Annotated in this window: 27 protein-coding genes; 14 read left to right on the top strand and 13 right to left on the bottom strand. The window is 73.7% G+C overall.

The genetic code is table 11. The annotated features are described in order from the left end of the window. Positions 1 to 101 precede the first annotated feature (101 nt). Genes ACZ6W9_RS15430 through ACZ6W9_RS15420 form a run of 3 tightly spaced genes read left to right on the top strand, consistent with a single transcriptional unit; the run spans position 102 to position 2524 of the window. Positions 102 to 947, top strand: a complete 846-nt coding sequence (locus tag ACZ6W9_RS15430; RefSeq protein WP_470118215.1) for an ABC transporter permease — start codon at positions 102 to 104, stop codon at positions 945 to 947. A gap of 33 nt (positions 948 to 980) precedes the next feature. Next, complete coding sequence (locus tag ACZ6W9_RS15425; RefSeq protein WP_470118213.1) at positions 981 to 1769, top strand: ABC transporter permease; 789 nt, start codon at positions 981 to 983, stop codon at positions 1767 to 1769. A gap of 5 nt (positions 1770 to 1774) precedes the next feature. Beyond that, positions 1775 to 2524, top strand: a complete 750-nt coding sequence (locus tag ACZ6W9_RS15420) for an ABC transporter ATP-binding protein (protein ID WP_362941816.1) — start codon at positions 1775 to 1777, stop codon at positions 2522 to 2524. Between the two features lie 56 nt (positions 2525 to 2580). On the opposite strand, the gene ACZ6W9_RS15415 is transcribed toward ACZ6W9_RS15420, so the two are convergent. Next, the gene (locus ACZ6W9_RS15415; RefSeq protein WP_470118210.1) at positions 2581 to 3048 is read right to left on the bottom strand and encodes a hypothetical protein; all 468 of its coding nucleotides are present in this window, start codon (positions 3046 to 3048) and stop codon (positions 2581 to 2583) included. A gap of 103 nt (positions 3049 to 3151) precedes the next feature. Here ACZ6W9_RS15415 and ACZ6W9_RS15410 point away from each other — a divergent pair, with 103 nt between their 5' ends. The 4 genes from ACZ6W9_RS15410 (at position 3152) to ACZ6W9_RS15395 (ending at position 5914) form a co-directional block, all read left to right on the top strand. Beyond that, positions 3152 to 3706 carry an MFS transporter gene (locus tag ACZ6W9_RS15410; protein ID WP_470118224.1) on the top strand — a complete coding sequence of 185 codons (555 nt, stop codon included), beginning with the start codon at positions 3152 to 3154 and terminating at the stop codon, positions 3704 to 3706. A 110-nt stretch (positions 3707 to 3816) separates the two neighbouring features. Then, positions 3817 to 4575 (top strand): YcnI family copper-binding membrane protein, encoded by a 759-nt coding sequence (locus ACZ6W9_RS15405; protein ID WP_389964389.1) that lies wholly within the window; start codon positions 3817 to 3819, stop codon positions 4573 to 4575. A 236-nt stretch (positions 4576 to 4811) separates the two neighbouring features. Further along, a complete protein-coding gene (locus ACZ6W9_RS15400) occupies positions 4812 to 5378 on the top strand; it encodes a hypothetical protein (RefSeq protein ID WP_389964392.1) in 567 nt (188 codons plus the stop codon). Then, on the top strand, positions 5375 to 5914 hold the full coding sequence (locus ACZ6W9_RS15395; RefSeq protein ID WP_389964395.1) for a hypothetical protein: 540 nt from the start codon (positions 5375 to 5377) through the stop codon (positions 5912 to 5914). Before ACZ6W9_RS15400 ends, ACZ6W9_RS15395 begins: the two co-directional genes overlap by 4 nt. A gap of 78 nt (positions 5915 to 5992) precedes the next feature. Here the strand turns inward: ACZ6W9_RS15395 and ACZ6W9_RS15390 are convergent, their stop codons facing one another. Next, positions 5993 to 6814 carry a class I SAM-dependent methyltransferase gene (locus ACZ6W9_RS15390; protein WP_389964398.1) on the bottom strand — a complete coding sequence of 274 codons (822 nt, stop codon included), beginning with the start codon at positions 6812 to 6814 and terminating at the stop codon, positions 5993 to 5995. 129 nt (positions 6815 to 6943) lie between these two features. Further along, complete coding sequence (locus ACZ6W9_RS15385) at positions 6944 to 7711, bottom strand: SDR family NAD(P)-dependent oxidoreductase (RefSeq protein ID WP_470118207.1); 768 nt, start codon at positions 7709 to 7711, stop codon at positions 6944 to 6946. A 234-nt stretch (positions 7712 to 7945) separates the two neighbouring features. On the opposite strand from ACZ6W9_RS15385, the gene ACZ6W9_RS15380 reads away from it, so the two are divergent. Both ACZ6W9_RS15380 and ACZ6W9_RS15375 read left to right on the top strand, forming a co-directional pair. Beyond that, positions 7946 to 8110 carry a hypothetical protein gene (locus ACZ6W9_RS15380; RefSeq protein ID WP_389964405.1) on the top strand — a complete coding sequence of 55 codons (165 nt, stop codon included), beginning with the start codon at positions 7946 to 7948 and terminating at the stop codon, positions 8108 to 8110. Next, the gene (locus tag ACZ6W9_RS15375; RefSeq protein ID WP_389964408.1) at positions 8107 to 9033 is read left to right on the top strand and encodes an RNA polymerase sigma-70 factor; all 927 of its coding nucleotides are present in this window, start codon (positions 8107 to 8109) and stop codon (positions 9031 to 9033) included. The genes ACZ6W9_RS15380 and ACZ6W9_RS15375 overlap by 4 nt, the downstream gene beginning before the upstream one ends. Here ACZ6W9_RS15375 and ACZ6W9_RS15370 read toward each other — a convergent pair. From ACZ6W9_RS15370 to ACZ6W9_RS15350, 5 genes are all read right to left on the bottom strand, one after another. Next, on the bottom strand, positions 9030 to 9752 hold the full coding sequence (locus ACZ6W9_RS15370; RefSeq protein WP_470118204.1) for an alpha/beta fold hydrolase: 723 nt from the start codon (positions 9750 to 9752) through the stop codon (positions 9030 to 9032). The two genes, ACZ6W9_RS15375 and ACZ6W9_RS15370, sit on opposite strands and share 4 nt — an antisense overlap. 146 nt (positions 9753 to 9898) lie before the next feature. Beyond that, on the bottom strand, positions 9899 to 10660 hold the full coding sequence (locus ACZ6W9_RS15365; RefSeq protein WP_362941843.1) for a 4'-phosphopantetheinyl transferase family protein: 762 nt from the start codon (positions 10658 to 10660) through the stop codon (positions 9899 to 9901). A gap of 23 nt (positions 10661 to 10683) precedes the next feature. Continuing rightward, positions 10684 to 10953, bottom strand: coding sequence for a hypothetical protein (locus tag ACZ6W9_RS15360; RefSeq protein WP_389964415.1), 270 nt, complete (start codon positions 10951 to 10953; stop codon positions 10684 to 10686). 491 nt (positions 10954 to 11444) lie between these two features. Beyond that, positions 11445 to 12986 (bottom strand): acyl-CoA carboxylase subunit beta, encoded by a 1542-nt coding sequence (locus ACZ6W9_RS15355; protein ID WP_389964489.1) that lies wholly within the window; start codon positions 12984 to 12986, stop codon positions 11445 to 11447. A gap of 322 nt (positions 12987 to 13308) precedes the next feature. After that, positions 13309 to 14475, bottom strand: coding sequence for an NAD-dependent epimerase/dehydratase family protein (locus ACZ6W9_RS15350; protein WP_389964418.1), 1167 nt, complete (start codon positions 14473 to 14475; stop codon positions 13309 to 13311). Positions 14476 to 14768: 293 nt separating this feature from the next. Here ACZ6W9_RS15350 and ACZ6W9_RS15345 point away from each other — a divergent pair, with 293 nt between their 5' ends. Then, positions 14769 to 15077, top strand: a complete 309-nt coding sequence (locus ACZ6W9_RS15345) for a hypothetical protein (protein ID WP_389964421.1) — start codon at positions 14769 to 14771, stop codon at positions 15075 to 15077. Between the two features lie 551 nt (positions 15078 to 15628). Here the strand turns inward: ACZ6W9_RS15345 and ACZ6W9_RS15340 are convergent. After that, positions 15629 to 16036, bottom strand: coding sequence for a RidA family protein (locus ACZ6W9_RS15340; RefSeq protein ID WP_389964424.1), 408 nt, complete (start codon positions 16034 to 16036; stop codon positions 15629 to 15631). Between the two features lie 143 nt (positions 16037 to 16179). Between ACZ6W9_RS15340 and ACZ6W9_RS15335 the strand changes: the two genes are divergently transcribed. Continuing rightward, positions 16180 to 16560: a winged helix-turn-helix transcriptional regulator gene (locus tag ACZ6W9_RS15335; RefSeq protein ID WP_362941858.1), complete on the top strand. Its 381-nt coding sequence runs from the start codon at positions 16180 to 16182 to the stop codon at positions 16558 to 16560. 57 nt (positions 16561 to 16617) lie between these two features. Here ACZ6W9_RS15335 and ACZ6W9_RS15330 read toward each other — a convergent pair whose 3' ends face one another. The 3 genes from ACZ6W9_RS15330 to ACZ6W9_RS15320 all read right to left on the bottom strand — a co-directional run bounded on the left by ACZ6W9_RS15330 (position 16618) and on the right by ACZ6W9_RS15320 (position 19466). Then, complete coding sequence (locus ACZ6W9_RS15330) at positions 16618 to 17604, bottom strand: helix-turn-helix transcriptional regulator (protein ID WP_362941861.1); 987 nt, start codon at positions 17602 to 17604, stop codon at positions 16618 to 16620. A 113-nt stretch (positions 17605 to 17717) separates the two neighbouring features. Further along, on the bottom strand, positions 17718 to 18185 hold the full coding sequence (locus ACZ6W9_RS15325; protein ID WP_389964429.1) for a MarR family winged helix-turn-helix transcriptional regulator: 468 nt from the start codon (positions 18183 to 18185) through the stop codon (positions 17718 to 17720). A gap of 240 nt (positions 18186 to 18425) precedes the next feature. Beyond that, entirely contained in the window at positions 18426 to 19466 is a 1041-nt protein-coding gene (locus tag ACZ6W9_RS15320) for a hypothetical protein (protein WP_470118199.1), read from the bottom strand. A gap of 510 nt (positions 19467 to 19976) precedes the next feature. Between ACZ6W9_RS15320 and ACZ6W9_RS15315 the strand changes: the two genes are divergently transcribed. The 3 genes from ACZ6W9_RS15315 to ACZ6W9_RS15305 are packed head-to-tail and all read left to right on the top strand — an operon-like array spanning position 19977 to position 23783. Next, positions 19977 to 21593 (top strand): benzoate-CoA ligase family protein, encoded by a 1617-nt coding sequence (locus ACZ6W9_RS15315; RefSeq protein ID WP_470118197.1) that lies wholly within the window; start codon positions 19977 to 19979, stop codon positions 21591 to 21593. Between the two features lie 19 nt (positions 21594 to 21612). Further along, positions 21613 to 22458, top strand: coding sequence for a tryptophan 2,3-dioxygenase (locus ACZ6W9_RS15310; RefSeq protein WP_470118195.1), 846 nt, complete (start codon positions 21613 to 21615; stop codon positions 22456 to 22458). Next, positions 22455 to 23783, top strand: a complete 1329-nt coding sequence (locus ACZ6W9_RS15305) for an aminotransferase class V-fold PLP-dependent enzyme (protein WP_470118193.1) — start codon at positions 22455 to 22457, stop codon at positions 23781 to 23783. The genes ACZ6W9_RS15310 and ACZ6W9_RS15305 overlap by 4 nt, the downstream gene beginning before the upstream one ends. Before the next feature lie 34 nt (positions 23784 to 23817). On the opposite strand, the gene ACZ6W9_RS15300 is transcribed toward ACZ6W9_RS15305, so the two are convergent. Beyond that, entirely contained in the window at positions 23818 to 25026 is a 1209-nt protein-coding gene (locus ACZ6W9_RS15300) for an amidohydrolase (RefSeq protein WP_470118191.1), read from the bottom strand. Between the last annotated feature and the right edge of the window lie 85 nt (positions 25027 to 25111).

The following is a 25111-nucleotide window of genomic DNA, read 5'->3' as shown; positions in this document are numbered from 1 at the left end:
AGGCCGTGCACGCGGACCTCCTGGAAACAGGATTCCCCGCCGCGAAACCCCCCACTCCCCCACCGGGCGCCCGCTCCCCCGCCCCGCCACCGTAAATCCCGTTGCCGGGCACGGGAACGGCGGGGAAAATCGGGTGGTCCCGACGACCCCGGGAGGCAGCCTTCCTGCTCTACGCACGCGTCGCCGGCTACGGCTTCCGCCGCCACTCCGCCTACCGCGCCGCCGCCCTCGCCGGGGCCTTCACCAACACCGTCTTCGGCGTCCTGCGCGCCTACGTCCTCATCGCCCTGTGGCAGGCCAGGCCCGGACTCGGCGGATACGACGTCGCCGACGCCGTCACCTTCTGCTTCCTCACCCAGGCGTTCATCGGCCCCATGCAGTTCCTCGGCGGCGGCCTCCAGCTCTCCGAACGCGTGCAGAGCGGCGACATCGCGATCGACCTGCTGCGCCCCGCCTCGCTGCAGCTGTGGAACCTCGCCGACGACCTGGGCCGTGCCGCCTACCTGCTCCTGCTGCGCAGCCTCCCGCCGACCCTCGCCGGGGCGGCGCTGTTCGGCCTGGTCGTGCCCGCCTCCCCGGCGACCTGGGGCCTCTTCGCGGTCAGCTTCACCCTCGGCGTCATCGTCAGCTTCGGCTGGCGGTACCTGGTGGCCCTGTCGGCCTGCTGGATCGTCGACGATCGCGGCACGCAGACGCTGTCGATGGTGCTGACGACCTTCTTCAGCGGCATGACGCTCCCGCTCAACCTCTTCCCCGGCCTGCTCGGCGACGTGGCCCGGTCCCTGCCCTGGGCGGCGATGGCCCAGGTGCCCGCCGACGTCTACCTCGGCAAAGGCGACGCCCTGTCCGCCCTGGCGTTCCAGGCCGCGTGGGCCGTCGCGCTGCTGGCCCTGGGCGCCCTCGCCACCCGCGCCGCCCGCCGCAAGGTGGTGGTCCAGGGTGGCTGACCGCGCCGCCGCGGGACCGCGGGGAGGCCCCCGGTGACCAGGACCTACCTCCTGCTGGCCTGGACGTGGCTGCGCGCCTCCGCGCAGTACCCCGCGCCGCTGACCATGATGATCATCGGCTCGTTCGTCCTCACCGCGCTGGACGTCGCCGCGATCTGGGTCATCTTCCGCCACACCGGGACGCTCGCCGGATTCGGCCTCGCCGAGGTCATGTTCCTGTACGGCACCGCCGGGGTCTCCTTCGCCCTGGCCGACCTGCTGTTCGGCAACGTCGACCGGCTCAGCCGGCACATCCGGGCCGGCACCTTCGACGTCATGCTCATCCGCCCGGCGAGCGCGTTCGTCCAGATGGCCGCGGACCACTTCGGCGTGCACCGCCTCGGCCGGGTGGCCCAGGCCTCCGTCGTGCTCGGCCTCGCCCTGTCCCGGCTCCACCTGGAGGCGGGCCGGGCGTGGATGGTCCCGCTGATGATCGTCTGCGGAACCGTGATCTTCGCCTCCGTCTTCACCCTCGGCGGCGCGCTGCAGTTCCTGCTGACCGACGCCCCCGAGGTCGCCAACGCCTTCACCTACGGCGGCGGCACCCTCGTCCAGTACCCGCTGAGCGTCTACGGCGGCGAACTCGTCCGGGGCGTCACCTACGTCCTGCCGCTGGCGTTCGTCAACTGGCAGCCCGCCCTGTTCGTGCTCGACCGGCCCGACCCCCTCGGCCTGCCGTACTGGCTCCGCTTCGCCGCTCCGCTCGCGGCACTGCTCCTCGCCGCCGCGGCCGCCCTCGCCTGGCGGACCGGCGTCCGCCGCTACCGCTCGACAGGGAGTTGATCCGCGTGATCGAAGCCGAACGGCTCGGCCGCTCGTTCACCGTGGGCCGCGGCCGGTCCCGCAGGACCGTGCACGCCGTACGGGACCTGTCGTTCACCGTCGGGGCCGGGGAGTTCGTCGGCTGCCTCGGCCCCAACGGCGCGGGCAAGTCCACGACGATCAAGATGCTCACCGGCATCCTCGCGCCCAGCGCGGGGCGGCTGCGGGTGGCCGGGCTCGATCCGACGCGCCGCCGTACGGCCCTGGCCCGCCGGATCGGGGTGGTCTTCGGTCAGCGGACCACGCTGTGGTGGGACCTGCCGTTGCGGGACAGCTTCGAACTGGTCCGGCACCTTTACAAAGTAGATCGTGTTGATTTCCGGCGGCGGCTGGACGAGCTGACCGCCGTGCTCGACCTGGCGCCCTTCCTTGCCACCCCGGTCCGTCAGCTCAGCCTCGGCCAGCGCATGCGCGGCGACCTGACCGCCGCGCTCCTGCACGACCCCGTCCTGCTGGTGCTCGACGAGCCCACGATCGGCCTCGACGTGGTGAGCAAGGCGGCCATCCGCGGCTTCCTGCACCGCCTCAACGCCGAGCACGGCACCACGGTCCTGCTCACCACCCACGACCTCGGGGACGTCGAGAAGCTGTGCCGCCGGGTGATGCTGATCGACCACGGGCGGCTGTCCTTCGACGGCACGCTCGGCGACCTGCGCGCCACCGCTCCCCCGGAGGACTCCATCGAGGACGTGGTGGCCCGCCTCTACGGCGGCTGAGCCCCGTCGGGCCCGGTCCGGGGACCGGCCGCCCGGGGATCCGGCGCCGCCCGGTGTCAGCGGTGGTAGCCGTCGTCGGGCTCGTCGTAGTCCTCGTCGCGGACCCGGGGCGCCCAGCGGGAGGGCATCAGGACGGGCACGAAGAGGGCGACGCCCACGAGGGCGTAGACGCCGGCGGACAGCAGCACGCCCATGCCCCGGCCGGCCTCCAGGAGCGCGGCGGGCATGGAGGGGTCGTGCGGGATCAGGTCGGTGGCGCGGGCGGGATCGAGGGAGTAGACCACGGTCCAGGCGAGCAGCACGATCGACGGGACGAAGGCGGCCATCGGGGAGACCCGGCCGGAGGCCACCAGCCCGAGCAGGAGACCGACGCCCGCCATGGCGCCCAGCGCGGTCCAGGATCTCGGGCCGCCGAGCGTGAAGGCGGCCGCCGCCGACAGACCCTCCTGTACGGCCCAGCCGGCCCCGCCCAACAGTGCGGCGGTGAGAAGCAGCCCGACCAGAAAACCGGAAAAATGCCGCATTGACCTCGCCTAGCTACGAACTGTCTGCGGTGCTCGCGGCAACCATAGCGGCAAAAGACCGGAAAAGGCAGGCGTGGATCGTTCATGAGAACATGTGGTCACCATGCGCGCCCACCTCCCCCTGCGCCTCGCCCGCGCGGCGGCCTTCTCGGCCGTCTGCGTGGCCCTGGCCGTCGCCGGCCACCGGGCCGCGGGCGGCGCCGGGCCCGAGCCGCAGGCGGTGGCCGCCGCCTGGGCGGCCGTCGCGGCGGCGACGGCGACGCTCGCCGGGCGCGAACGCTCCGGCACGGTGATCAGCGCCGGCCTGGCGGCCGCGCAGCTCGTCCTGCACGAGCTGTTCGCCTTCGGCGACCCCTCGGGGATCTCCCTGGTCACGCACTCCCACGGCCGGGGGCTGGGCGAGGGCCTGGGCATGCTCGTCGCACACCTGACCGCCACGCTGCTCACCGGCTGGTGGCTGGCCCGCGGCGAGGCCGCCCTGTGGACGCTGCTGCGCGCCGCGGGCCGGCGCCTCGGCGCGGCACTCCGGCTGCTCCCCTCCCCCGCCACACCGCCCGCTCCCCCGCGGGCGGCCGCCCCCTCCGTCCCGCCCCTCCCGGCGTGGGGCGTCCTGCGGCACACCGTCAGCCGGCGCGGTCCTCCACTTCCCGCCGTCTGACCCTCTCACCGCGGAACCCGCTCCACACGCCGCGGTCCCACGCGTGCCGTGGCCCTGTCATGGGTTCCGCGTCTTCTCCGGACATCCTGAACCCCGAAGTGGAGAATCCCATGTCCTTCCCCGCAACGTTCCGCCGCCTGGCCGCCGTGACCGCCGGCGCCACCGCCCTCACCCTCGGCCTGGCCGTACCCGCGCTCGCGCACGTGAGCATCAACCCCGGCACCGCCGAGCAGGGCGGCTTCACCAAGGTCGCCTTCCGGGTCCCCAACGAGCGCGACAAGGACTCGACGAGCAAGGTCGAGGTCTCCTTCCCGCTCGACCACCCGCTGCCGTTCGTCTCGGTCAAGCCGGTGCCCGGCTGGAAGGTCAAGGTGACCGAGGGCAAGCTGCCCAAGCCGGTCACCACCGAGTACGGAGAGATCACCGAGGCCGTCACCAAGGTCGTCTGGTCGGGAGGTCGGATCGAGCCGGGCCAGTTCCAGGAGTTCGAGGTGTCCATGGGCGCGCTGCCCGAGGACACCGACCGCCTCCTCTTCCCGACGACCCAGACCTACGACGGCGGCGAGGTCGTCAAGTGGGCCGACGAGCCCAAGGCCGACGGCTCCGAGCCGGAGCACCCGGCTCCGGTGCTCCGGCTCACCCCGGCCGCCGCCGGCTCCGACGGCCACGGCGCCGGTACGGCGAGCCCCTCGGCGGCCCCGGCCGCTCCGGCCGCCTCCCCGGCCACGCCGTCGGCCACCGTGGTCGCGGCCCCCGGCGTGGACTCCTCCGACGGCACCGCCCGCGCGCTGGGCGTCGCCGGTCTGGTCCTCGGGCTCGTCGGCGCCGTGGCCGGCGTGCTGGGCCTGCGCCGCGGCCGCAACGCCTGAGAGCGCCCGAGGACGCCATGAGGGCCGGCGGGCCGCGCACCGGGGAACCGGCGCGCGGCCCGCACCGTTCGAGGGACTGGAAAGTCAGCACGAGCCGATAAACACTCCTGGGGAGCGGACGGAAAAATCGACCCTGCGGCCCGCGGTTCCCGCCACCGGGATGTGGAACACGGGATGTCCGGGATCGCGGTCCGCGTGACGGCACACGGTCATGACCCCCGAAGCGAGGTTCGCGCATGGCAACCGAGGCAGTCTCGGCACGTCCCTCAGGCGGATGGATCTCCGCACTCAACACCCGGCACCACAGGACGGCGCTCAACGTCTACATGCTGATCGTCCTCGGCCACTGGGCCGAGCACATCGCCCAGGCCATCCAGATCTACGTCCTCGGCTGGCCGCTCTCGGAGGCGCGCGGCGTCCTGGGCCTGCCGTTCCCCTGGCTGGTCACCTCCGAGTGGATGCACTACGGCTACGCGCTGCTCATGCTGATCGGCCTGGTCCTGCTGCGGCACGGCTTCACCGGCAGGTCGCGCACCTGGTGGAACATCTCACTCGGCATCCAGGTCTGGCACCACTTCGAGCACCTGCTGCTGCTCAGCCAGGCCATCAGCGGCTACCACCTGCTGGGACGCCCCACCGTGACCAGCATCATCCAGCTCCTGGTGCCGCGGGTGGAGCTGCACCTGTTCTACAACACCCTCGTGTTCATCCCCATGGTGGTCGCGATGGTCCTCCACCGGCGTCCCCGCGCCTCGGAGCGCTCGCTGATGCGGTGCACCTGCGCGGTCGCACCCCAGTGGTGAGGCGGCGCGGCGGACCGGCGAGGAGGCGCTCCCCGTTCTTCAACACGGTCCTGACGCTCATCGCGCTCTTCCTGCTCTACCTGGCCGTGCCGAACATCGGCCCGGTCGTCCGCGCCGCACGGGCCGACGGGATCGGCGGCCGGTTCACCGCGCGGCAGCTCGAGTGCATCCAGCACCCCGGGCACGAGTCCTGCACCTGGATGGGCGACTTCCGCTCCTCCGACGGCGGGGTCAGCAAGACCGGGGTCGCGATGTACGGGAGCTCACGCGAGTCGCTGCGGGCCGGTCAGGAGACCCCGGCCGTGGACGTCGGCCGTCCCCGGCAGGTGTACGGCCCCGGCGGCTCGATGGAGTGGGTCTTCACCGGGGTGCTGCTCCTGATCGGGGTCGCCCTCCCGGTGTACCTGTACGGCGGGCCGCTGCGCCGGGCGCTCACCGGCCGCGCGGCGCCCGACGCGCCTGATGCGTCCGGGGAGCCCGGCGCACCCGGCGGGGTGGAACACCCGGAGCCGCGGACGGCGGAGCCGGTCCGTTGAGAACCGGTGCGGGGGCCCGCCGCCGGCCCGGCCCCCGCACCGGTTCGCACACCGGGGCGGACGTGGCCCGATGCGGCGTCAGGCGGCCTCGAGGACGAAGAACAGGAAACACATGAAGACCCCCGTGGGCCTGGTCGCGAAGAGGTCGGGGAACAGTTCGCGGGCGGCCGGCGCGGGCGGCGGCTCGCTGATGACACCGATCCGGAAGCCGGCCGCGGTGAAGGCGTCGGTCATCGCGTGCAGCGGCCGGCTCCAGAAGCCCAGCAGGGCGGTGTTCCCGCCGAGGGTCCACTCGTCGAAGGTCTGGCGGGTCTCGAAGTAGTTGGTGCCGGGGCCGGCCGACAGGTAGTCGGCGAAGGGGTGGTTGACCGACACGATCAGCCGGCCGCCGGGTTTCAGCACGCGCCGCAGTTCGGCCAGCGGCGCCGTCCAGTCCTCCAGATAGTGCAGGACCAGGGACGCGACGACGTCGTCGAACGAGGCGTCGGGGAACGGCAGCGGGTCGCTCAGGTCGGCCAGGTGCAGGTCCGCGTCGTCGCCGAGCCGCCGCCGGGCCAGCTCCAGCATCTTGGCGCTGGCGTCGAAGCCGGTCACGGCGGCGCCCCGGTCGCGCAGCGCCGCCGACAGCGGGCCGGAGCCGCAGCCGGCGTCGAGGATCCGCCGGCCGGCCACGTCACCGGCCAGGTCCAGCATGGCGGGCCGCTCGTAGTGGGCGTTGAGGAGGTTCGTCTCGTTCTCGGCCGAGTACCCCTCGGCGATGGGATCGTAGTCGTTGAGCGCGGCCCGCTCCGCGGGTCCGATGGACTCCTCGGGAACGGGGCGGATCCACGACGGCGTCGCGGCGGCCGGAGCGGCCGGGGTGTCCGTCTGCTCGTCGGGACTCTCGGAAACGGAAGTCATACGGGCGATCCTGGCACGCCGGACCGTCCGGGCTCGGGCGTTTCGTGATCTTCCTGTGCCCTTGGGGTGCCGACCGGCCGCCGGCGGGGCACCGCGCCGTCAACCGGCCGTCACGCCGTCAGCCGATCGTCACCAGGGCACCGGTCCGTCGGCGCCGAAGAACCCGCCGGTCGGCCCGTCCGCGCCGAGCGTCGCCAGGCGCACCACGGCCGCGGCGCCCTGCGCGGTGGTGAGGTACCCGGTGTGGTCGTTGATGTCGGTGTCGACGAAGCCGGGGTCGGCGGCGTTGACGAGGATCCCGTCCTTGCGCAGCTCGTTGGCGTACTGCACGGTCAGCGCGTTCAGCGCGGTCTTCGACGGCGAGTACGCGGCCGACTCCGGCAGCCCCGACAGCGGGCCGTCCGGGATGCCGTTGACGGTCAGCGACCCGGCGGCGCTGCTGACGTTGACGACGCGCGGCGCCGGTGACCGCCGCAGCAGCGGCAGCATGGCGTTGGTCACCGTGATCACCCCGAAGACGTTGGTCTCGAACACCGCCCGGACCATGTCCAGGTCGACGGAGCTGGGGACCTGGTCGTGGGCGTCCTGCGGCGAGACCTGCCCGGAGCCGCTGATTCCGGCGTTGTTGACCAGCACGTCGAGGTGGCCGAAGCGCTCCTCGATCCACCTCGCGGCCTCCCGGACACCGGCCTGGTCGGTGACGTCCAGGGTGACCGCGTGCGCGTCGCCGCCCGCCGCGCGCACCGCCGCGGCGGCCTCCTCGCCGCGCCGCGGGTCCCTGGCCCCGATCAGGACCGTCACGCCCAGCTCGGCGAGCCGCTCGGCGGTCGCCCGGCCGATCCCCTTGTTCGCGCCGGTGATCAACGCGACCTGCCGGTGCGCGGTGTGCTCGTTCACGAGCGATCTCCTCCCTGAGAGGGTTCGTTTCCGTCACCCGAGACGAGACAGCCGGCCGTTCTGTGACATGGCCGGGCCACCGCCCGCCGGCTCATGACTCCGGGTGAGCGCACGACGCCGGTCGGCGACCGTGGACGGTCCCCTCCCGGCCGGCCCGCCTCCCGTGTCAGAGACGGGCGGGCTGTCTTGTCTCAGTCGGTGGAGATGGACGCTCGGACCGGAAAGGTGAGGATCATGAGGGTGTTCGTGGCGGGCGGGGCCGGGGTGCCGGGACGGCCGGAGGTGATCGCGCACCGGATGACCACCGTCTCCGGGGAACCGGACGTCAGGCGTCCCGATCACCGGTTCGCCGTCACCGGCCGGCCGCGCGCCGAGGGGTTCGAGGAGGAGCCGGCGTGAGCCGGATCGAGGAGTTCCAGGAACTGCGGCCGCTGCTGTTCTCGATCGCCTACCGGATCCTGGGCAGTGTGAGCGAGGCCGAGGACGCGGTCCAGGAGACCTGGCTGCGCTACGAGACGTCCCCGGCCGAGCCCGTGTCGGCCAAGGCGTTCCTGTCCGCCACGGTGTCCCGGGTCGCGATCGACGTGCTGCGCTCGGCACGCGTGCGGCGGGAGGAGTACGTCGGGCAGTGGTTCCCCGAGCCGCTGCTGGCCGACCCGTACGAGGACCCGGAGCGCTCGGCGGAGCTGGCCGACTCGCTGTCGATGGCGGCCCTGCTGCTGCTGGAGCGGCTCAGCCCGCTGGAGCGGGCGGTCTTCGTGCTGCGGGAGGTGTTCGGGTTCGGCTTCGGCGAGGTCGCCTCGGCGGTGGGGCGTTCGGAGGCGGCGTGCCGCCAGCTGGCGGTGCGGGCGCGCCGCCACATGAGCACCGGGCGCGCCCGGTTCGAGGCCGGCCGCCGGGAACGGGAGGAGCTCGCCCGGCGTTTCTTCGACGCCTTCCGGGAAGGCGACGTCGACGGACTGCGCGGGCTGCTCGCCGCCGACGTGTCGATGGTCGCCGACAGCGGTGGCAAGGCCCCGCTGTGGGGCGATGGCGTATTCGGCGCCGGGAACGTGGCCCGGGTGCTGGCCGCGATCGCCGGGCCGTTCGACCGGATCGGCGGCGCCGCGGAGCCGCACGAGGTGAACGGCCAGCCGGGTGCGATCTTCCGCGACCGGGACGGCAGGGTCGTCAACACCCTGGCGTTCGACATCCTCGACGGGCGGATCCAGACGATCCGCGCGGTGCTCAACCCTGACAAGCTGCGGCACCTGGGCCCGGTGGCGGACGCCTGGGCGGTCGTCCGAGAGGCCGGCCGGGCCCGCCGTCCCGACGGGGCCTAGGTGTGGCGGGCGGCGACCTGGTCGAGGAGGGCCGCGAGGCGGCCGGGGGCCGAGACCATGGGCCAGTGGCCCGTGTCGAGGGTGCGGAAGTCCCAGCCCGGCGCGGTGCGCATGGCCGAGACGTCGGCGGACACCCGGCCGCCGAAGTGCTCCATCGAGCACATCACGTAGGTGGCCCGCTGCTGCTCCAGCGGGCGCGTCAGCACGGCGGACTCGGCGACGGTGCGCCCGGGGTGCCCGACGAAGCGCCTGGTGAGCCAGCCGGCCTGGCGGCGGGAGAGCCCCTGGCCGTCGGCCACGACCGAGGCGTCGGGGGCCGGCCAGCGGCCGTTGTTGGCGTCGATGAGCCGCAGTTCCTCGGCGCGCAGCCGCTCGGGGAAGGCGTGCAGCATCGACTTGCCGTCGTGGGGCAGGAACGCCTCGACGAACACCGTGTGCGCCACCCGGTCCCGGGCCCGGTCGGCCACCAGGCCGGCCACGATGCCCGAGTAGCTGTGCCCCACGACGATGACGTCGCGCAGGTCCTTCTTCTCCATGGTCGCCAGGACGTGGCCCACGTGCGTCTCCAGGCCGACGTCGGCGACGTCGGCTTCGGCGGTGGTCAGGCCCGGCAGCGTGACCGCGTGGACCCGGTGGCCGTGGCCGCGCAGACGCCGCGCCACCGGCTCCCAGGCCCAGGCGCCCATCCACGGGCCGGGGATGAGAACGAAGTTCTTCATAGGAGTCCGTTTCCCCTGCTTCCGGCCGGCCCGCGCCCCGTGGGAGGCGCGTTCCGGCGGTGGGACATCGTCATTGTCGAAAGGTCCGGCGACGGCGACGCCCATCGCCATTCAGCAACCCGGTGCCGGGCCCCGTCAAGCTCTCGTCAGGCGGCCCTGCCGGATGCCCGGACGAGGGAGGCCCGGTCGAGGATGGCGGCGTCGGATTCCACGACCCGCACGGCGGGGTTCCCGGTGAGGATCGCGACCACCCCGACGTAGCCGTATCCGGGGTCGAGCGGCAGGAGCCGCACCGCGTCCACGGGGACGTCCAGCGGCCAGCTCCGCAGCGCGGGCCGTTCGTCCGGGCCGCTGACCTCGACCCGGTCCGGGGAGATCCGCAGCCCGTGCCCGGTGGCCTTCAGGGCCGCCTCCTTGCGCACCCACGTCCGGGCGAACGCCTCGTACCGCTCGTCGCCGGGAAGCGCCTCCAGCGTCCTGCGCTCGGCCGGCGTCAGCGCGCACCGCGCGAGCTCGTCGACCGAGGTCGTCGGCACCGCCTCCACGTCCACGCCCAGCGGTCCCTCGGCCGTCAGCGCGACCCCGACCCGGTCGCCCGAGTGGGAGATCGAGACGTGCAGCGGGGGCCCGCCGGTGTCGATCCGCGGTTTGCCGTGGTTCCTCGCGCAGTCCGAGCACGACCGGTCGACCACCACGTCCTCGGGGCGAAGGCCGAGCTGGGCGCCGGCCGTGACCCGCAGCAGCCAGGCCCCGGTGAGGAAGCGGCGCAGGTCCGGCTCGCGCCGGAACCGCGCCGCCCGCTCCCGCTCGGCGGGGCCGAGCACCCCGGTCAGACCCTCGATCGTCCCCTGCCGCGGATCGGCCCACCACACGTGGCACTCGCCCGCCGACAGAACAGAAGTGATCATCGATCTTCTCCTTGTCGCAGCGTCTACTCGCGGTGACCGGCGGACAGGGCGCAGCAGGTCACCAGTTCCAGGTGGCTGACCTCCGGCCGGGTGAGGATCCGGGTCACCTCCGCGCGGATCTGCGCGCTCGTGGCCTCCTCCTCGGCGCGTATCCGGATGACGATGTCACCGGTGGCCTGCCTGAGGTCCTTGTGCCATTTCTCCGGAAGAAGCGCCAGAATCCGGATGCCGTCTACCGGAGAATTCGGTATCGGTCGCCCGTCGATATGGCGCATCGTCAACTGAACCAGCATGAGCCACGGTCCTTCTCCCGTTTACCGGCCGATCGGAAAAGGCCGGTTCCTCGACGTTTCACGGCCGTCCGGGTGAACGGCCCAGCGAGCTCCCCGAATTCACCGGATGCCGGCCGGGTCATCGGCCCTTCGACCTCCCTGCCGTCCGGCGTGGTCGGTGATTCGTTCTCACACCCTCAACTCTGCGGCGCGGGAGGGGCCGGGACCAGGCTTCGAGGAGGCAGCAAGTTGCAGGTGGGTAGCCGCATCCTGTCATCGGCCGGCGGACGCGCCGGAGCCGTACGGGACGGCACCGCGGGGCGTACGGGACGGCACCGCGGAGCCGTACGGGACGGCACCGCGAGGCCGTACGGCATGGCGCAGCGGGACGGCGCGGCGGGGCGTACGGGTTCCGTGCGGGGAGGTCGCGAGGGGCGGGGATCAGGCCGGAAACGCGAAGGAGCCGCGCCCCGGTGTTCGGGACGCGGCTCCTCGGACGGGCGCGGCGGGCGTCAGAGAGGCACGTTCCCGTGCTTGCGCCGGGCCCCGGGCCTGCGCTTGTCACGCAGCATCGCCAGCCCGCGGGCGACCGCCGACCGGGTCTCGACGGGGTCGATCACGTCGTCGACCAGCCCCCGCTCGGCGGCGTAGTAGGGATGGACGAGCTCCTCGACGTACCGGCCGAGCAGTTCCCCGCGCAGCGCGGCGGGGTCGGCCGCCGCGGCGAGGTCCTTGCGGTAGATGACGTTCACCGCGCCCTCGGCGCCCATCACGGCGATCTCGTTGGTCGGCCACGCCAGCGACAGGTCGGTGCCGATGGAGCGGGAGTCCATCACGATGTAGGCCCCGCCGTACGCCTTGCGCACGATGACCTGGACGCGGGGCACGGTGGCCTCGCAGTAGGCGTACAGCAGCTTGGCACCGTGCCGGATGACCCCGGCGTACTCCTGGTCGGTTCCGGGCAGGAAGCCGGGCACGTCCACCAGGGTCACCAGCGGGATGCCGAAGGCATCGCAGAAACGCACGAAGCGGGCGGCCTTCTGCGACGCGTCGACGTCCAGCACGCCGGCGAGCACCATGGGCTGGTTGCCGACCAGGCCGACCACCTCGCCGTCGATCCTGGCGAGCGCGCAGATCACGTTGGGCGCCCAGCCCTGGTGCACCTCCAGGAAGTCCCCGTCGTCCACCAGTTCGGCGATGACCAGGCGCATGTCGTAGGGCTTGTTCGGCTCGACGGGCACGATCTCCGCCAGCCGGGGCCGCGGATCGTCGGTCGCGCCGCGGGACGGGTACCGGGGCGGCGGTTCCTGGTTGTTGCCCGGCAGCATCGAGACGAGGTAGCGCACCTCGGCCAGGCAGCTCTCCTCGTCGTCGTGCACGAACGTCGCCACCCCCGAGCGGGTGCCGTGCACCTGCGCGCCGCCGAGCTGGGCGTGGGTGACCCGCTGGCCGGTCACCACCTCCACGACGTCGGGGCCCGTCAGGTAGAGCTGGGCGTTCTCCCCGGCCATGAAGGTGAAGTCGGCCAGCGCCGTGGAGTAGGCCGCGCCGCCCGCGCAGGGCCCGAGCACGACGCTGATCTGCGGGATGACCCCGGACGCCTGGACGTTGCGCTGGAAGATGCCGCCGTAGCCGTTGAGCGACATCACCCCCTCCTGGATCCGGGCGCCGCCGCTGTCGTTCAGCCCGATGAACGGCGAGCCGGTGGCGATCGCCAGGTCCATCACCTTCTGGATCTTCAGCGCGTGCGCCTCGCCGAGCGAGCCGCCGAAGACGGTGAAGTCCTGGGCGTAGACGAACACGCGGCGACCGTGGATCGTGCCCGATCCGGCGACCACGCCGTCGGTGTACGGGCGCTGCCGCTCCATTCGGAGGCCGTGCGCCCGGTGCCGCCGGTACATGTCCACCTCGACGAACGACCCCTCGTCGAGCAGCAGGTCCAGCCGCTCGCGGGCCGTGCGCTTGCCGAGTTTGTGCTGGCGGGCGACCGCCTCGCCGTTCCCGGCGGTGATGCCGTCCCGCAGCCGGCCGTGCTCCTCGCGCAGCGCGCGCATGGAGCGGGACGCGGGGCGGGCGGCCGGCGCGGGCGGTACGGCCGGCGCGGGTGACGCGGGCGGTACGGCCGGCGGCGCGTCACGGCCGCCGGCGGGAGCGGCGGGCCGATCCCCGGTGGGAGCGGCGGGCCGATCCCCGGGGGGAGCGGCGGGCCGATCCCCGGGGGGCGCCACGGGGCGGACGGCGAGGTCCTCCCTGGCGGGCGCCGGCGCCGGTATGGATACGGCGTCGAGTTCCGAGATGCTCAATGGAGATCCTCCCTCAGGTGTTGCACGCGCCGGTGTTCCGGGTGACCCGGGCCGCCCGCGGCCACGTGGAGTGTCACCTCACGGGCGCGGGCGCCCGGCGGGCGAGGCCGGCGCGCCCGGCGGACAGGTGCCCGCTCTCGCACAGCCACCGCACCGTGTCCCCGACGGTCTCGGCCAGGGGGCGCGGAGTGATCCCGCCCGTGCCGGCGGTTCCGGCGGGGCGTCCGGCGTGGGCGCAGGTGTGGATGGCGCCGTACTCGGCCGGGATGTGCCACGGCCACACCCGCTGTACCAGGTCGGCGAGCAGGCCGACCGGGATCATCGCCGCCGCGGGCGGGAAGGCGGCCGGCAGCGCGCGGCCGGTGACCTCGCGCAGCACCCGGACGTACTCCCGGGTCGTCACGTACCGGCCGGGCCCGAAGCAGCGGACCGCCCCCGGACCGCCCGGCGCGGCGGGCGCGGCGGGCGCGGCGGGCGCGGCGTCCGGGGTGGACGCGGTGCCCACGGCGGGCGCGGCTCCCGGCGTGATTCCCGGCGCGGCCCCCGGCGAGGTCAGCAGCCGGGCGTGCAGCGCCGCGGTGTCCCGCACGTCGCCCAGCGGGAAACCACCGGCCGGCCACAGCGGCATCAGCCCGCGCAGGGCGTCGCGCAGCCTGGCCGTCTGGTCGCCCAGGTTGGGGTCGTGCGGCCCGAGCAGGGCGGGCGGGTAGGTGATCACCACGGGGGCGCCCTCGGCCTGGTGGCGGCGGGCCACCAGTTCGGCCGCGGCCTTGGTCGCCGCGTAGGTCTCGCGTGGGCGGGCGACGGGTGACCACTCGTCGATCGTCCCGGCCCGCGCCGGGGACGACGGGTCACGTGAGGGGTCAGGGGCCAGGGCCACGACGGTGGAGACGTGGATGACCGGCCCGCCGGCGACGCGCCGCGCGGCGCCGAGGACGACCTCGGTGCCGCGTTCGTTGACCTGGCGCATCCGCGCCCGCAGCCTGCTGTCGAAGGAATAGACCGACGCCGCGTGCAGCACCGCGTCGGCTCCGCGAACGGCCCCGGCCACGCTCCTCTCATCGGTCACGTCGCCCGCCACCACGTCCACAGCCGCCGGATCGACGAGCAGGGGCGTCAGGGCGCGCTCCACCTTCGAGGGGTCGCGGACCAGCATGCGGACCCGGTGGCCCGCGCTCACCATCGCCGCGATCGAGTGGGCGCCGACGAATCCGGTGCCGCCGGTGACAGTTACGAGCATCGGTTCACCTCTCCCAATCCCCACCAGTCAAAGGCGGCGGGCCTTCCGGTGTCATCTCCTGTCGTGCTTGCCGCCGAACGCGCAGTTCAGAGGCCGTCCGGGCCTTTTCGGGAAACGCGTGGCCGTTTGCCGTCGCAAGGCCCTTCTCCCTGGGCAGGGGGCTGGCAGGAAGTGGTAACCGTCATGCAACTTGCTGCCTTCGCCAAGCCTGGTCCGGGTCCTCGCGGGAACGCAGAGTTGATTGTGCGGGGACGACCCGCCGAGAAAGCGAAGAACGAGAAAGAGGCAGTGATATGAGGAACCTGAGCGCCTTCCCGGTGAACTACAGGAGCGTCGTCAGGGGCGCCGTCGCGGTCGCCTCCGGCGCGCTGGTGCTGACCTTCGCGGCCGGCGCTCCCGAGGCGGTGGCCGGGCAGTCCGGCGGGCGGCACGCGACGGTGCTGGCCGACGGCAACACCTGGGGATCGGCCGCGCAGGGCGACGGCAACACCTGGGGTTCGGCTTCGCGGGGCGACGGCAACACCTGGGGCGTCCTGGCGGAGGGCCCCGGCAACACCTGGGGCTCCGCCCCGCAGGGTGGCCCCGGCAACACCTGGGGCTGACCGGCGGCGCCCCCGGCGGCACGCCGCGCCGCGCCGAAGGCGGGGTGAGGCGGAACGCGGAGAACCGGGATGAGGGAAAGCCGGCGCACGGCAAGGCGGGACGCGGACCGTACGGGAGAGGGGCTGGGCCCACCGTACGGGAGGAGCGGAAACCGCGAGGAGAGACGAGAAAGGTCCGGAAAGGACCGAAGAGAGCCAGGGCGGCGGGCAGAGTGCCCCGAGGCCATCGAGCGGTGTGTCGACCCCGCCGGTACGGCCTCCCCGGAAAACCTCGCCCGGAGCGGCGGACCCGCTCACGCGCGCCCCGATCACACGCATCACACCCACGCGCGCCCCGATCACGCGGACCACGCTCGGGCGGACCCCGCTCACACGCGCCCCGATCGCACGGGCTCTGATCGCATGGGCCTCGCGCCGTGGTCCTCCCCCGCCTCACGACTCCCCGCCGGGGTCTCCGCCCACGGTGGTTCCCGCTGCCCGGCGCCCGCCCGGCGCCCCCACCGGCCGACGGGACGGACCCCGTGGGGGGACGCCCGCCCGCGTCGTCGCGGTCAGTCAATGACCGCGGTGGCCTCGACTTCGACCAGATGGGCGGGCACGTCCAGGGCCGCGACGCCCAGCAGCGTGGCCGGCGGCACCGGGGTGACCCCCAGCCTCGCGGACGCCCGGGTGATCCCCTCCAGGAGCAGGGGCATCTTGTCGGGGGTCCAGCCGACGACGTAGACGGTCAGCTTCGCGACGTCGTCGAAGGAACCGCCGGCCCCGGACAGGGCGGTGCCGACGTTGAGGTAGCACTGTTCGACCTGGGCGGCCAGGTCGCCCTCGCCGACCGTGACCCCGTCGGCGTCCCAGGCGACCTGCCCGGCGACGAAGACCAGCTTCGACCCCGACGCGATCGACACCTGCCGGTAGACATCGATTTCCGGCAGTCCGCCGGGGTTCACCATGGTGATGGCCATGCCACTCGTCTCCTCGTCATGAGAGCCATGGGCTCTCGCCTGCGTCGGACCACGACGCTCGTGGTCTCTTGCGGTTACTGGGGAACTGTAGGAGAGTGTGCGCTGACATGGAAGAACGCACTTTTCGGTGACTGGGGAACCTCATGGTGACCAAGCAGTTCGAGGGCTCGCCCGCGGACGCGGACCTGACACGCGCCGACTCTCTGGCACGCGAGATCTTCTCGGACGTCGCCAACAAGTGGGCGCTGCTGATCATCGAGGCCCTGGGGGAACGCACCCTGCGCTTCAGCGAGCTGCGGGACGGCGTCGAGGGGATCAGCCACAAGATGCTCACCCAGAACCTGCGCATGCTGGAGCGCAACGGCCTGGTCGAGCGGGACGTCCACCCCACCGTGCCGCCGCGGGTCGAGTACACCCTCACCGAGCCGGGCCGGGTCCTGTGGGAGATGACCAACCAGATGTGCGACTGGACCCACCGGTACCTCGGCCACATCGAGGAGTCCCGCCGCCGCTTCGACGCCTGAGACGCTCAGGACACCCGAGACGTCCGGGCCCCTCGGGAGATCAGAGCGTCCCGCCGGTCAGATCCAGTTCTCCTCCTTGGCGCGCAGCGCGGCCTGGAAGCGGTTGACCGCGCCGAGGCGGGCCATGAGGTCGGCGACGTAGCGGCGGTAGGTCCGCACGGAGATGTCCAGCTCGCGGGCGGCGATCTCGTCCTTGTCGGCCGTGGCCATCACCTCCAGCACCCGCTGCTCCATCTCGGAGAGCAACGGCTGGTCGGTGGAGGGCTCGATGAACTCGCGCAGGTCGACGGCGGACTTCCACATCCCCTCGAAGTAGATCACGAGCTGGGACACCAGGCCCGGCTCCCTGACCAGCAGGGCGCCCCTGGCACTCTCCTTGGGATCGATCGGCACGACCGCCACGCTCCGGTCGTAGATCAGCATGCGGTCCATGGGCTGCTCGGTGATGCGCACCTCACCGCCGAGGCTGACCAGCTCGCGGAGGTAGGAGAGCATGAAGGCGTCCTCGAGCGCCGCGGGGTGGTACACCCCTTTGATCGACAGGCCGCGGCGCAGCGAGCGGGTGTCCAGCGGCAGCGCCGACTCGATCATCACCCGGCTGAACGGCCCGCCGGGATGCAGGCAGAGCGTCTCCTTGTAGGAGAAGAAGGCGAGGTCGTCGAGCCGCTGGCGGACCCGGTCGGCGCCCTCGACCCGTTCGATGTCGAGCGCCGTCGCGGCGCGCTCCCCCTCCTGCTTGTCCTCCATGAAGACCGAGATGGCGTCGCGCGCCGCGAGGACGCGCAGGACCTCGGCGTTGAGTTCGTTGAGTCGTTTCTCCACCAGCCGCTCGATGCCGATCCGCGGCTCGGTGGCCACGACCCGGTGCCGGTCGTGCAGGTCGAGCAGGCCCAGCCGGCCGAGTGTCTCGACGGTGGACTCCACGAGATCCGGATCGAGGCCCAGCGCCTCGGGAACGGAGTCGACGCCCTCCCCCCGGTGCCGGAGGAAGTATCGATAGATCTCCACCGCCTCCGGCGAGATGCCGATGACGGACACGTCCACGGCTCACCTCCCGGCCATGCGCACCCGTCCCCAAAAGCGGGCAGACTGCCCCGCCATACAGGTGCGCCCGCCTACAATCTAACAACAAAGAGATAATCAGTAAATCGGCATATCTAGCCGATGACCCCCTGGAAGGCCAGGTGAGCAAGAACGCGGTCGAGGTGCGCCCGGTCCTCGGCCGCGAGACCGCCGAGGAGCCGGTCGTGGACCGTCTCGGTCACCGGGCCGAGCACCTCCGCGAGCAGGGCGTGGCCCGCGCCGGTCAGCCGTACGGCGTAGGCGCGGCGGTCGGCGGGGTCGCGCGTCCGCTCGGCCAGCCCCCTCTCCTCCAGGGCGTCGATGAGGTGGACCATGGTCGAGCGGTCCACCCCGAGGCGGCGGCCGAGCTCCTGCTGGGACAGCGGGCCCGCAGCCTGCAGCAGGCAGAGCACGCCGTAGTCGCGCCAGCGCAGGCCCTCGCCCCGCAGCGCCTCCTCCGTCTCGGCGACGATCCGCCGGGCCGTCTCGTGCAGCAGCCAGCCGGTCGTCCCGGCGAGCATCTCCGTGGCGGGGGCCGAGCCTCTCACGCCGTCCTTCGTCACCGCGTCCCCTCCCGGCTCACCGCGTCCGCCCCCGGTGGCGGTCGCGGACCGTCAGGCTCACCGACCGACAGGTTCACCGACCGCCGGCTCCCCCGTCAATCGGCGGGGTCCGCCGGCGGTGTCCCCCGCACGTCGGGAGCCGTCGTACGCCACGCCGGGGGCCACCGTACAGCCGTACGGCCACGTCGAAGGCCACCGTACGCCACGCCGGGAGCCGTCGTACGCCCCGGGGAGCGGGGGTCAGTTCACCGGGCAGGGCAGCGCGGTGCCCGGAGGGAGCGGCCGGTGGCAGGCGGCGCCGGGGCAGACCACCTTGACGACCTGGCGGGACGGCCCGGCCGTGACCGCGACCGGCTCGTGCCCGAACCGCCGGGACGCGACGTCCGCCCAGTTGGACGGCCGCAGCCCGCCGGGCTCACCGAGGAGGCGCGGCCCGGTGTCGACGGCCGAACTCTCCAGGTAGGCGAGGTAGTCGGCCTCGCGGTGCCAGACCACGAGACGGCGCAGCGAGTCGCCGGCCGGCAGTTCGTCCCACGGCTGGGCGCGGGACGCCATCGCCCGCAGGAACGCCTCGCCGACCGCCTCCTTGACCGTCCGGGCCGCGGCGGCCGCCATGGCCGTCCCCTCGCCGCCCACGCCGACCAGGGCGACCCGGGCGTCGGGGGCGGGCAGCACGAACGCCGACACCCACAGGCCCAGGCCGGACGCGGCCTCGACGACCCCGGGGGGAAGCAGCCGGTCGAGATAGCGGGACACCCGGAGGATCCGCCGCCGGGGATCGGCCCACCAGCGCGTGACCACGTCGTGGGCGAGCAGCTCGGCGACGGCCGCGGAGACCCCGTTGTCGACCACGCCGACCTCGGTGGGCTCGACCACGCCGTCGCCCTCCCCCAGCCGGCAGACCTCGGCCGGCAGCAGGTAGCGGTCCCCGGTCAGCAGGCCGGTGCCGGCGACGACCGGCCCGTCCTCCGGCGTGCCGGGCACGAAGTCGGTCAGCCGCAGCCGCCGCCCGCCCAGGCCGGGCACGGGGCCGGAGCCCGACACCGGATCGGACCCGGCCGGCAGACGGTGCAGGAGTCCGAGGGCGTCGGCTCGGGCCCGCGCCCTGGTCAGGGCCGCGTAGGCGGAAAAGCCCGCGGCGATCACGGCGGGCGCGGCGGGCGACGCCTGCGCGTACGCCAGGTGGACCGTGCCGCCCAGGCAGCCGGTCACCTCCCCCGTCGTTCCGGGATCCGCCTCCGGTGCCGTGACCGGCCGGGGTTCCGCAGATGTGGACGCCATCGGTCCCTCCTCCTCACAGATCCCGGCCCGTGCGGGCCCGGAGTGAAGGCCGTCGGCCCCGCGGCCGCCGTTCACCTCGCGGAAGGGGGACGTCGGCCGGCCGCGGGCCGGGGTTTCTCCGCCGACCGGCTTCCCGCCCCGACGTCGGAAACGGTTCGGGGGCCGGTACGTGATCCAGTACAGCACGCCGGTCCCGTAGGAGGTCAACGCGGCGGAGCCCAGTCAGCAATCCGCGAGAAGATACGGTCGGCCGCCCCCTCCCGCGTGGCGGCCCGGGGCACACCGGGCGGGCGCGCGGGACGGGCGCGCAGGAGGCAGGGCGCAGGACGCGAGGCGAGCGCGGGGGACGCTCTCCCGGTGTGCGGGGGAGGCGCCGCGGCGTCAGGCGGCTGACAGGTTCCTGCCAGCCGCGGCCATTTTGCTGCCTCCGTTCCGCCTGTCCGGCGTTCCGCCCGGAATGCATCGTGGGTGGCACGAGGACGAACCACCAGCCACGAGGCAGGTCTTCCCATGGACGTTTCCGTCACCACGCCGCCCGGACTCGATGTCCACGGCCGCCCTGACGACGCTCCCCGCTTCAACGTCGCCGAGCACTTCCTGGACCGCAACCCCGGCGAGCGGACCGCGCTCCTCACCGACGCCGGTCCCGTCACCTACGCCGAGCTGCGGGCGCTGGCCGGCCGGGTGGGCAACGCGCTGCGCGCGCTGGGCGTACGGCGCGGCGACCGGGTGCTGCTCGCGCTCGGCGACGGGGTGGAGTTCGTCGCCACCTGGTACGGCGCGCAGCGGATCGGCGTCGTCACCGCCGAGGTCTACACGTATCTGCAGCCCAAGGACTACCGCTACTTCGCCGAGTACGCCGAGCCCGCCGTCGTGGTGGCCGACGCGGTGACCCTGGACCGGCTCCGGGAGGCCGGGGTGACGAACCTGCTGGTGGTGGGGGTTCCCGAGGAGGACCTGCGGCCCGGCGAGCGCCACTTCGCCTCCCTCGTCGCCGCGCAGCCGTCCGAGCCGGCCACGGCGGAGACGACGCGCGACGACGTGGCCATCTGGAAGTTCACCACCGGCAGCACCGGCGCGCCCAAGGCGTGCGTGCTGCCCGCGCGCAGCCCGCTGCTGAGCTTCGAGTGGTACGCCCGGGGCGTGCTGGACATCCGGCCCGACGACGTCGTGCTGCCGGTGCCCAAGCTGTTCTTCGGCTACGCCCGCGACCTGACCGCGCTGTTCCCGTTCGGGGTGGGGGCGGCCGGGATCGTCTTCCCCGAGCGCAGCACCGCCGACCGGATCTTCGAGCTGATCGCGAAGTACCGGCCGACCATCCTGGTCAACGTGCCGACGATGATGAGCGCGATGATCGCCCATCCGGAGGCCGCGAAGCAGGACCTCAGCTCGATACGGCTGTGCACGTCGGCCGGCGAGCCGCTGCCGGAGGAGCTGCACCGCCGGTGGCTGGACACCTTCGGCGTCGAGGTCGTCGACGGCATCGGCTCCTCCGAGGCGTACCACATCTACCTGTCCAACCGGCCCGGCCGGACCCGCCCCGGCAGCCTGGGCCGGGTGGTGCCCGGCTACCGCGCGCGGGTGGTGGACCGGCACGGCCGGGCCCTGCCCGACGGCGAGACCGGGCTGCTGGAGGTGACCGGCGAGACCGTGGCCCTGGCCTACTGGCAGGAGCCGGAGAAGTCGGCCGAGACGTTCGTCGGCGAGCACACGGTGCGCTCCGGCGACCTGTTCACCCGCGACGCCGAGGGCTACTTCTACTACCGCGGCAGGGCCGACGACATGCTGAAGATCGGCGGGATCTGGGTGGCGCCCGCCGAGGTGGAGAACTGCCTGCTGGGCCACCCGGCCGTGACGGAGTGCGCGGTCGTCGGCCACCAGGTGGACGGCCTGACCCGGCTGCGGGCCTACGTCGTGGCCGACGGCGAGCTGTCCGCCGAGGAGCTGCGGGCGTTCGCGAAGTCCAGGATCGCGCCGCAGAAGTGCCCGCGCGACATCAGGTTCGTCGCGGAGCTGCCGCACACCGGCTCCGGCAAGCTCGACCGCCGCGCCCTGAACGGCGCGGGCGGCGACGTCGAGGCCCGGGACGGCGCCGGCCGGCCGGAACGCCTGTCCGAGGCGGCCTGAGGGGGTACGGGAGATGAAGATGATCGTTGACCAGTCGCAGGAGACGGCGTACCCCTCCTACCTGGCGCTGGACGAGATCCTGACGCCACCGCCCAGGACGCGCCCCGGCGGGTCCGGTGGGACGCTGCTCGCCGTCGCCCTCCGGGCGCAGGGCCTGTGGTTCGAGCAGCTCCTGCGGGAGCTCGGCGCGCTGCAGCGCGGGCTCGACCACGGCGACGGCCCCGGGGCGCTGCGCGCGGTGGACCGGTCGCTGCGGATCCTGCGGGCGCTGGTCGCCCAGCTGGAGGTCGTCGAGCCGCTGGCCGCGTGGGAGCTGGCCGACGGCGAGACGGCCGGGCCGGGGGCATTCGAGCCGGCGGGGTTCCGCGAGACCGAGGCGGTGCTGGGGTGGCGCGACCGCCGCCCGTCCCCCGCTGACCGCCGCCCACCCTCCACTGACCTCCGCCCACCGTCCGCTGACCGCCGCCCACCGTCCGCGGAGCCGTACCCGGCAGGCGGTTCCCCGGACGGCGGAGGGGTGACGGAGGCGGAGGCGGCGAGGCACCGGCCGTCGGTCTTCGACTCCCTCCTCGGTTACCTGGCGGCGCGTGGCTATCCTGTCCCGTGCGACCTGCTGTACCGGGACGTGTCGTCACCGGCCGCGCCGTCGCCCGGCCTCCAGGACGTCCTGGTACGGGTCCACCGCGACGACGGCGCGGCGGCCCAGATCTGCGAGCGGCTGGTGGACCTCGACGAGGGCTTCCAGGAGTGGCGGTACCGGCACGCCAGGATCGTGGAACGGGCGACCGGCGACGACGCCGATCCCCGCGGAGACGTGTTCGCCCCGGTCTTCCCGGACCTGTGGGCGGTCAGGAGCCTTCTGTGAACCACCGTGAGAACCCGCAGGGCCGCGTCGGCCACCCGGACGGCGCGGACCTTCCCGCCACGGACGGCGCGGCCGTGCCGGACGGCACACGCCCCCGCGTCCCGGAGGCCGCCGTGCCCGGCGGCGACCGGTCGGCGCTGCTCGCGCCGCACTACTCGATGTTCCGGGTGGCGGAGCGGATGCTGCTGACCGGCCACTCCCACCAGGCGTGGCCCGACGTGGCGATGGCCGGCCAGGTGGAGGCGTTCGAGGACGCCGCCCGCGAGGTGGACGCCAAGTGGGGCCGGGCGATGGCCAAGGCCGACGAGGTGCGGGCGGGCTTCCGGCGGTTCCTCGGCGACCCCTCCGCCGAGCTGGCCCTCGGCGGCAACACCCACGAGCTGGTGCTGCGCTTCCTGTCGGCGCTGGATCTGCGGTCCCGGCCCCGGCTGGTCACCTCCGACGGGGAGTTCCACACGCTGCGGCGCCAGCTCGGCCGGCTGGCCGAGGAGGGGGTGGAGGTCGTCCGCGTCCCGGCCGAGCCCGCCGTCACGCTGGCGGCCCGGATGGCCGAGGCCGTCGACGACCGCACGGCCGCCGTGCTGGTGTCGGCGGTGCTGTTCGAGACCGCGCGGATCGTCCCCGGTCTCGGCGAGCTGGCCGCCGCCTGCGGGCGGCGCGGCGCGGAGCTGCTGGTGGACGCCTACCACGCCCTGGGCGTCGTGCCGTTCTCCCTGGACGGGTTCGACGCGGCGTGGGTCGTCGGCGGCGGCTACAAGTATCTGCAGCTCGGCGAGGGCAACTGCTTCCTGCGCATCCCGCCGCACGCCACCGGGCTGCGGCCGGTGATCACCGGCTGGTACGCCGAGTTCGCCGAGCTGGCGGCCGACCACCGGGAGGGCACGGTCGGCTACCCCGCCGGGGCCGCCCGGTTCGCGGGCTCCACCTACGACCCGACGAGCCACTACCGCGCCGCCCGCGTGTTCGGCTTCTTCGCCGACCACGGGCTGACCCCGTCCGTGCTGCGCCGGATCTCGCTGCGCCAGCGGGGGCTGCTGACCGCCGGGTTCGACGCGCTGGACATCCCCGACGACCTCGTCACCCGCGACCGGGAGGGCTCCCCCGGCGACTTCGGCGGGTTCCTGTCGCTGCGGTCGCCGCACGCCGGGCGGTTGCAGGCCCGGCTGGCGGAGCGGGGCGTCCTGACCGACAGCCGCGGGGAGTACCTGCGGTTCGGGCCGGCGCCGTACCTGTCGGACGCCCAGCTCGCCGCCGCCGTCGACGCCCTCGGCGAGGAGGTCGCCGCCCTGCGGCGGGAGGCGGGGTCGCCGGTCCCCGGGTCCTGACCGGGCCGCGGCGCCCTCCGCGGCACCGGGGCCGTCAGGCGAGGCGGCCGTCGCGGGCGACGATCCGGCCGGCCTTGACGACGAGGGACCGGCGCGGGCGCGCGCACACCGCCTCGGCCGCGTTGCGGGCGTCCACCACCACCAGGTCGGCGCGGTCGCCCACGGCAGGGCCGTGGTCTTCGAGACCCAGGGCGCGGGCGCCACCGCGGGTGGCGGCGTCCAGGACCAGCTCGATGTCCTCGTCGCGCGCGCCGGTGCCCCTGGCCTGGAGGAAGGCGCGCTCCAGCATGTCCCCGGAGTTGAACGGGCTCCACAGGTCGCGGACGCCGTCGTTGCCCAGGGTCACCCGGACGCCGGCCTCGGTCAGGGCCCGCAGCGGCAGCACTCCCCTGGCCGGGGCGATGGTGGCGAGGGCGATCCCGGCCTCGGCCAGGTCCTCGATCAGCCGGTCGCGGGTGGCCGGGTCGGCGTCGCCGAGCGCGAAGCCGTGGCTGATGGTGACCTTGCCGTCCAGCCCCAGGGCGCGGGTCCGCTCGATGATGAGCTCGAACTGCCAGGTGCCGAGCGTGCCGCCGTCGTGCAGGTGGATGTCTACGCCCGCGCCGTACCGCCCGGCCAGGCCGAAGATCGCGTCCAGGTGCCTGACGGGGTCGCGGTCCACTCCGGCGGGGTCGAGCCCGCCGATCAGCTCGACCCCCGCCTTCAGCGCCTCCTCCAGCAGCGTCTCCGTGCCGGGGCTGATCAGCATGCCCGCCTGCGGGAAGGCGACGAGTTCGGCGGAGATCCGGCCGTCGAGGCGCCCGACGGCCTCACGGACCGCCTCGACGGAGTCCAGGCCCACCAGCGGGTCGACGTCGACGTGCGACCGGACGTGCGTGGTACCGCAGACGATCATGTTCTCGAGCAGGGCGGCGATGTGGTCGGCGTTGGGGATGCCGAATTCGGGCCGCCGCTCCTGGCCGTTGCGGATCCTGCCCATCAGGCCGGGGCCCGAGCTGTGCGGCACCCAGGGACCGCCCCACAGGGTCTTGTCCAGGTGGGCGTGACCGTCGACGAGGCCGGGCAGCACGAGCCGGCCGTCCAGGTCCTCGGTCTCGCCCGCGAAGCCGTCCGGCACGTCCGGCACGTCCGGACCGCCCGCGCCGGGCGTGAGCAGCGCGGCGATCCGGCCGTCACGGATCAGCAGGTCGGCGGGGCCCTCGTGGCCCTGGATCCGGGCGTCGCGCAGCAGCAGCTCGCTCATGCTCTCCTCTGTCCTTCTCATCCGCGGTGTCGTCGCGACATTAACGGTATACCAATAGCGGGGGCAATAGGCTGGCTTCGGCGCA

This window comes from Streptosporangium sp. NPDC053982, from assembly GCF_055585205.1.
Note: the sequence above shows the minus strand (reverse complement) of the source record. Positions and strands in the feature narration are given on the sequence as shown.

Coding starts and splice junctions, on each gene's coding strand:
- ACZ6W9_RS15415 (WP_470118210.1), bottom strand. CDS start 3,048: ATGCGGCATTTTTCCGGTTTTCTGGTCGGGCTGCTTCTCACCGCCGCA.
- ACZ6W9_RS15410 (WP_470118224.1), top strand. CDS start 3,152: ATGCGCGCCCACCTCCCCCTGCGCCTCGCCCGCGCGGCGGCCTTCTCG.
- ACZ6W9_RS15405 (WP_389964389.1), top strand. CDS start 3,817: ATGTCCTTCCCCGCAACGTTCCGCCGCCTGGCCGCCGTGACCGCCGGC.
- ACZ6W9_RS15400 (WP_389964392.1), top strand. CDS start 4,812: ATGGCAACCGAGGCAGTCTCGGCACGTCCCTCAGGCGGATGGATCTCC.
- ACZ6W9_RS15390 (WP_389964398.1), bottom strand. CDS start 6,814: ATGACTTCCGTTTCCGAGAGTCCCGACGAGCAGACGGACACCCCGGCC.
- ACZ6W9_RS15380 (WP_389964405.1), top strand. CDS start 7,946: ATGAGGGTGTTCGTGGCGGGCGGGGCCGGGGTGCCGGGACGGCCGGAG.
- ACZ6W9_RS15370 (WP_470118204.1), bottom strand. CDS start 9,752: ATGAAGAACTTCGTTCTCATCCCCGGCCCGTGGATGGGCGCCTGGGCC.
- ACZ6W9_RS15365 (WP_362941843.1), bottom strand. CDS start 10,660: ATGATCACTTCTGTTCTGTCGGCGGGCGAGTGCCACGTGTGGTGGGCC.
- ACZ6W9_RS15360 (WP_389964415.1), bottom strand. CDS start 10,953: ATGCTGGTTCAGTTGACGATGCGCCATATCGACGGGCGACCGATACCG.
- ACZ6W9_RS15355 (WP_389964489.1), bottom strand. CDS start 12,986: ATGCGCGCGCTGCGCGAGGAGCACGGCCGGCTGCGGGACGGCATCACC.
- ACZ6W9_RS15350 (WP_389964418.1), bottom strand. CDS start 14,475: ATGCTCGTAACTGTCACCGGCGGCACCGGATTCGTCGGCGCCCACTCG.
- ACZ6W9_RS15345 (WP_389964421.1), top strand. CDS start 14,769: ATGAGGAACCTGAGCGCCTTCCCGGTGAACTACAGGAGCGTCGTCAGG.
- ACZ6W9_RS15340 (WP_389964424.1), bottom strand. CDS start 16,036: ATGGCCATCACCATGGTGAACCCCGGCGGACTGCCGGAAATCGATGTC.
- ACZ6W9_RS15335 (WP_362941858.1), top strand. CDS start 16,180: ATGGTGACCAAGCAGTTCGAGGGCTCGCCCGCGGACGCGGACCTGACA.
- ACZ6W9_RS15320 (WP_470118199.1), bottom strand. CDS start 19,466: ATGGCGTCCACATCTGCGGAACCCCGGCCGGTCACGGCACCGGAGGCG.
- ACZ6W9_RS15315 (WP_470118197.1), top strand. CDS start 19,977: ATGGACGTTTCCGTCACCACGCCGCCCGGACTCGATGTCCACGGCCGC.
- ACZ6W9_RS15310 (WP_470118195.1), top strand. CDS start 21,613: ATGATCGTTGACCAGTCGCAGGAGACGGCGTACCCCTCCTACCTGGCG.
- ACZ6W9_RS15300 (WP_470118191.1), bottom strand. CDS start 25,026: ATGAGCGAGCTGCTGCTGCGCGACGCCCGGATCCAGGGCCACGAGGGC.